At 53.0% G+C, this 4,750-nt stretch carries 5 protein-coding genes; 4 read left to right on the forward strand and 1 reads right to left on the reverse strand.

The annotated features are described in order from the left end of the window. Positions 1 to 124: 124 nt before the first annotated feature. Positions 125 to 727, forward strand: coding sequence for a serine/threonine protein kinase (locus tag QM579_RS09335; RefSeq protein WP_414998893.1), 603 nt, complete (start codon positions 125 to 127; stop codon positions 725 to 727). 194 nt (positions 728 to 921) lie between these two features. Here QM579_RS09335 and QM579_RS09340 read toward each other — a convergent pair whose 3' ends face one another. Beyond that, the gene (locus QM579_RS09340; protein ID WP_414998894.1) at positions 922 to 1,818 is read right to left on the reverse strand and encodes an ornithine carbamoyltransferase; all 897 of its coding nucleotides are present in this window, start codon (positions 1,816 to 1,818) and stop codon (positions 922 to 924) included. A gap of 293 nt (positions 1,819 to 2,111) precedes the next feature. Here QM579_RS09340 and QM579_RS09345 point away from each other — a divergent pair, with 293 nt between their 5' ends. From QM579_RS09345 to metA, 3 genes are all read left to right on the forward strand, one after another. Next, positions 2,112 to 2,768 carry an HAD family hydrolase gene (locus QM579_RS09345; RefSeq protein WP_414998895.1) on the forward strand — a complete coding sequence of 219 codons (657 nt, stop codon included), beginning with the start codon at positions 2,112 to 2,114 and terminating at the stop codon, positions 2,766 to 2,768. A gap of 3 nt (positions 2,769 to 2,771) precedes the next feature. Continuing rightward, positions 2,772 to 3,494: an ATP-binding protein gene (locus QM579_RS09350; protein ID WP_414998896.1), complete on the forward strand. Its 723-nt coding sequence runs from the start codon at positions 2,772 to 2,774 to the stop codon at positions 3,492 to 3,494. Between the two features lie 192 nt (positions 3,495 to 3,686). After that, positions 3,687 to 4,625 (forward strand): homoserine O-acetyltransferase MetA, encoded by a 939-nt coding sequence (gene metA / locus QM579_RS09355; RefSeq protein WP_414998897.1) that lies wholly within the window; start codon positions 3,687 to 3,689, stop codon positions 4,623 to 4,625. Positions 4,626 to 4,750: the final 125 nt, after the last annotated feature.

Raw genomic sequence — 4,750 nt, forward strand, 5'->3', positions numbered from 1 at the left:
ATGCGGGCCAGCGCGGCAACCGCCACGTGTGGGGCTATGGTTGTGGCCAGTGCCCTGCCTGCCGTTTGCTGGCAGCCGGGTACGCCGAATATATGACGACCTGCCTTCAGGAAAGTGAAGAATCATGCCCAAAAAACAGTTGAGCGCCGCGCAGGGCATTGAAGCCGCCTGTATTCTTTTTTCCATCAACACTGATGCCGAAGGTATGGTGCGCCTGGCGCACAGCGCCCAGCTGCCGTCTCTCTATCTTGAAGGAACGGGAGCTATCTGCTTTTGCTCGGAATGGCGCGCCTTCACCCATGCGGTGGTCACGGCAGGGCTCATGCAGTACGCCCCCAATAGTGTTTTGATGGGCTATCTGCGGCAAACAGGCAACCTGTTGCAGAATGCCGCCCAAGCGCAGCCCCTGAGTCAGACCAAGCCTGTAAATCAGGAACCATTACCTACATCTGGATCTGGATCAGCAGGAAAGCCGGACGGCCTGCCCTCTGGCCTGGAAGCCTTTGTGGATGGGCCCTTTGCCCAGTATATGCCATTGCTGGCGCAGAGTGAGCAATCGCAGTGCCCGGAACTTTTCTGTCAGCGCCTTGCGGTAGAGACTGCCAGAGTGCGGGGTGAAGCCTCGCCGCTGGATAACCAGTCCAAGGCCCGGCTGGCAGCCGTAATGGCCATGCTTATCAGCGCCGTGTGGGACAAACTGGAACAGTACGAAATACTGGCAGATTAGAACATTTTCAAAGTTAAAACACGCAGTCAACTGTGGTAGCCGACGCCGCCGGAAGCGTAAACGGTGTTTCTTTGGGCAGTTACGCGCTGTAGCGGACAGGCCGTGAACTTTAAGGATGCACATCCTCAAGATTCATCTGTTTCAAGTTTTTCAGTAGACAGCAAAAACGCCCGTTCTCACGGGCGTTTTGAATTTTATATATCGTCTTCGTTATCCAAAAACGCCCAATGTAACATGCGTTTATGCACACGCAGGCGATATTCAGACTGCTGCGCCAGCATGGAAGTTTTGTTGCTGCGCAAAATATTGCTGCCCACCATGATGGCATCGGCTGGTGCCGCGCTGAGCATGACTTTTGCGTGGGGCTTTGCCTTGGCCAGCAGTTCTTCGCTTACGCTCCAGTCCTCATATTCTTCAGCGGTAATGCCGCCACGGCAACCTACCAAAAGATAGTCAGCGCCCTTTACCGCTTCATCAGGAGTATCCACGAAGGTGATATTTGTTCCCAGCCGGGCCGCTTCCGCTTTAAGAGGGGCAGCGTCCACATGCTCCGGCAGAGCCACACGCAGAGCAAAGGGAAACCATGCTGTAGCTGCAATCAAAGAGTGCAACGTGCCATTGAGGCAACCTAACCATGCGCATGTTACGCCGCGAAGATCACGCGAATTGCGCAGCATGCAGGCAATATCGGCCAGAGCGTGCGCAGGGTGCGCATCAGGGCTGCCAGCATTGATTACCGGAAAACGAAGTGCAAGCCGGCCAGGCTCCCAAGTGCTCACAGCCAAGCCATATGTATACAGGCAGTCTACAAAGTAACTAAAAATCGGCATGAGCTGCTCGCGAAACGCTGCCAACTCTTTACGCCATACCGTACGGCCGCCTTCATACACAACGGAACCGCCCATCTGGCGCACGGCAGCAGATACGCAAAGCCGTTCAGGCAATGAATTTTCTGCAAACAAAAGTACAGCTACACGATCCGTCATAAAATTAGTTCGCGTTTTGGCTTCTGGCATGCCCATAGCCTGTTGCACTAGCAGCCAAGATGCTTTTTCGCCCAAACCCTTGAGAGTTAGAATATGTCGTGCCATAAATCCTCCGTGACGAGGGTCACATACGTTAGTTCACCCTAGTGCTAAGACTCTATCAAGGCGATATGCCTCTGTCCAGAAGTACGGCGCAACCATTTGACACCATAAGCAAAGCATTTGTACAAAAACAGTCTGGCATCAACAGGCCTGTTTGAAACAATACCCGGCGCCACAAACAGCGCAGATGCTTTTTACCTGGATGCAGACTTGTGACTTGTACTGCTTTTCAGCTACACTGTCTTACAGAGTCTTTGTGAAATCTTTCTTGTTACCAAGGACCAACGGGAGTTTTGATGAAAGCCTTTTTCTTTGACCTTGACGGCACCCTGCTCGATTCTCTTGCTGACATAGGCAATGCCTGCAACGCCATACTGGAAAAACATGGCTATCCCACACACCCCTTGCCGGAATACAGGCATTTTGTGGGGAACGGCTTTGGCAAACTTGTTCGCGATACCCTGCCCGCTGATGCTGCGCTGGACGATCAGACCAAGGCGCAGTTGGTTGAAGAGGCACGTCAGTACTATGGCCTTCATATGTGCGATTGCACGCGCCCTTACGACGGCGTTATTCCCGCCCTGGAAGAGCTTTCGGCAGCAGGACACCCGCTGGCGATCCTTTCCAACAAGCCCGAAGAGCATACCCTGGAAATCGTACAGCGCTACTTTTCCGCCATACCTTTCACACTGGTTCGCGGCGCGAGAAAAGACGTGCCTTTGAAGCCCCAGCCCCATGCCCTTCTGGACATGATGAAAACAATGCATACATCTGCTTTACAAACCCTGTATGTGGGCGACAGCGATGTAGATATTCTGACTGCACGCAACGCTGGCGTGATTTCAGTAGGCGTAGCCTGGGGGTTCCGCGGTGCAGATGAACTGCGCCAAGCAGGGGCCCACCATATAATTGACACACCATCACAATTGCCAACACTGGCAGAAGAGGCGTAGCATATGAAACGTCTTATAATTCAGATTGACGAAGACAAATGTAACGGCTGCGGCCAGTGCATACTGGACTGTGCTGAAGGAGCGTTGGCTATAGTTGACGGCAAAGCCAAACTCATTAAAGATTCTTACTGTGACGGGTTGGGAGCTTGCTTGAATTGTCCTGAAGGCGCATTGCAGCTTATCGAACGCGAGGCAGACGACTTTGATGAAGAGGCTGCCCTGACTGCCAAGGCAGCGCGTGAAGGACACAGCGGCAAGCCAGTTGATGGCTGTAGTCCCCACGGCATGCCGCACAAGTCAGGCGGCTGCCCCGGCAGCATGGCGCGTGCCCTCAAGCCCCTGTCGCCCGGCGCTGTATCAAGCAACCCGGGGTTGGCCGTTGAGCTGCCGTCATGGCCCATTCAGCTGCGGCTGGTACCGCCCACGGCTCCTTTCCTTAAAGGAGCCCATATACTGTTGGCAGCTCATTGTGCTGGCTTTGCCCTGCCCAATCTGCATAAAGACTGGATTGCAGGCCGAATTCCCATTATTGCCTGCCCCAAACTTGAAGACAACGCGGCCTTGCTGGAAAAACTCACGGCCATCATAAAGTCGGGGCAGATAGCAAAACTGACAGTGCTGCGCATGAGCGTGCCGTGCTGTGGCGGTCTTGAGAGGCTGGTTCAGCAAGCCCTGAAAGACGCGCAAAGCGATTTGCAGATGGAATGCCATGTGGTTACGGTTTAGCACCAAGAAACAATATTTCTGCTATCTGTGAAAACAATAGTGGGCACAGCGCCTTGACAAAACATATCTAATTGCTATGTTTTAAGCGGTATCCCGACATAGCTCATGTTATACAGGAAACCAGCACTGAACAAAGCGCAAAATTTGCAAGAACTGCTGCCTGCATAACACTTCAGGGTCAAGGAAGAGGACATGCCTATCAAGATCCCGGCGGATTTGCCCGCCTGCGCAGCTCTCGAAAACGAAAATATCTTCGTGATGACCGAAGACCGTGCAGTAATGCAGGACATCCGCCCTCTCGAAATAGCTATCGTCAACCTTATGCCTACCAAGATCGCTACGGAAACCCAACTGTTGCGGCTCTTGAGCAACTCGCCGCTACAGGTCAACATTACCCTGTTACGTACCGAGGCGCACGAGTCCAAAAACACTCCGGCACGCCACCTTGAACGTTTTTATAAAACGTTCAGCGAGATACGGCACGACAGCTTTGACGGCATGATAGTAACGGGCGCGCCTGTGGAGCACCTGCCCTTTGAAGATGTAGATTATTGGCACGAACTGCTTGATATTATGAATTACGCAGCCAGCCACGTCTATTCGACCCTGTATATTTGCTGGGCTGCCCAGGCGGCCCTGTACCATTTTTACGGGATACCCAAATTCAGCCTTTCACGTAAGCTTTCCGGCATCTATGACCACGACATTTTACAGCCGGGCTGCCGCCTTTTCCAAGGTTTTGACGATACGTTCACTGCCCCGCACTCACGAAACACTGAAGTGCGCGCCCAGAATATTCTTGAAGAGTCCCGTCTGCGCATGCTGGCACAGTCCGAGCAGGCAGGAGTAACTCTTTTGGAAAGTATTGATCATTCACAGGTTTTCATGACAGGGCATCTGGAGTATGATCGAGGCACGTTGGATACTGAATATCGCCGAGACGTTGACCGGGGCCTGAACCCGGATGTGCCTGAGCATTACTACCCGAACGATGATGCTTCTGCCATGCCGCATATGAACTGGCGGGCGCACGCACATCTGTTCTATTGTAACTGGCTTAACTATTACGTGTACCAGGAAACTCCATTCAGCCTCACAGCCATTACCAGGAACCGCGAAGCGCGGCCCTAGTAATAACCAAACCGACCGCTTGCCGGAGACGAGGAGCCTATGCGATTTTCAACCAGAACCCGTTATGGATTGCGTTTTCTATTGCGGCTGGCAGCCCAGCCTCAGGGCAGCCTTTTGCAATTGGG

The organism is Desulfovibrio sp., assembly GCF_047607245.1.
Lineage (GTDB): Bacteria > Desulfobacterota > Desulfovibrionia > Desulfovibrionales > Desulfovibrionaceae > Desulfovibrio.

Bases quoted from the DNA above. Each gene is read 5' to 3' on its own strand.
- QM579_RS09335 (WP_414998893.1), top strand. From the start codon at position 125: ATGCCCAAAAAACAGTTGAGCGCCGCGCAGGGCATTGAAGCCGCCTGT.
- QM579_RS09340 (WP_414998894.1), bottom strand. From the start codon at position 1,818: ATGGCACGACATATTCTAACTCTCAAGGGTTTGGGCGAAAAAGCATCT.
- QM579_RS09345 (WP_414998895.1), top strand. From the start codon at position 2,112: ATGAAAGCCTTTTTCTTTGACCTTGACGGCACCCTGCTCGATTCTCTT.
- QM579_RS09350 (WP_414998896.1), top strand. From the start codon at position 2,772: ATGAAACGTCTTATAATTCAGATTGACGAAGACAAATGTAACGGCTGC.
- metA (WP_414998897.1), top strand. From the start codon at position 3,687: ATGCCTATCAAGATCCCGGCGGATTTGCCCGCCTGCGCAGCTCTCGAA.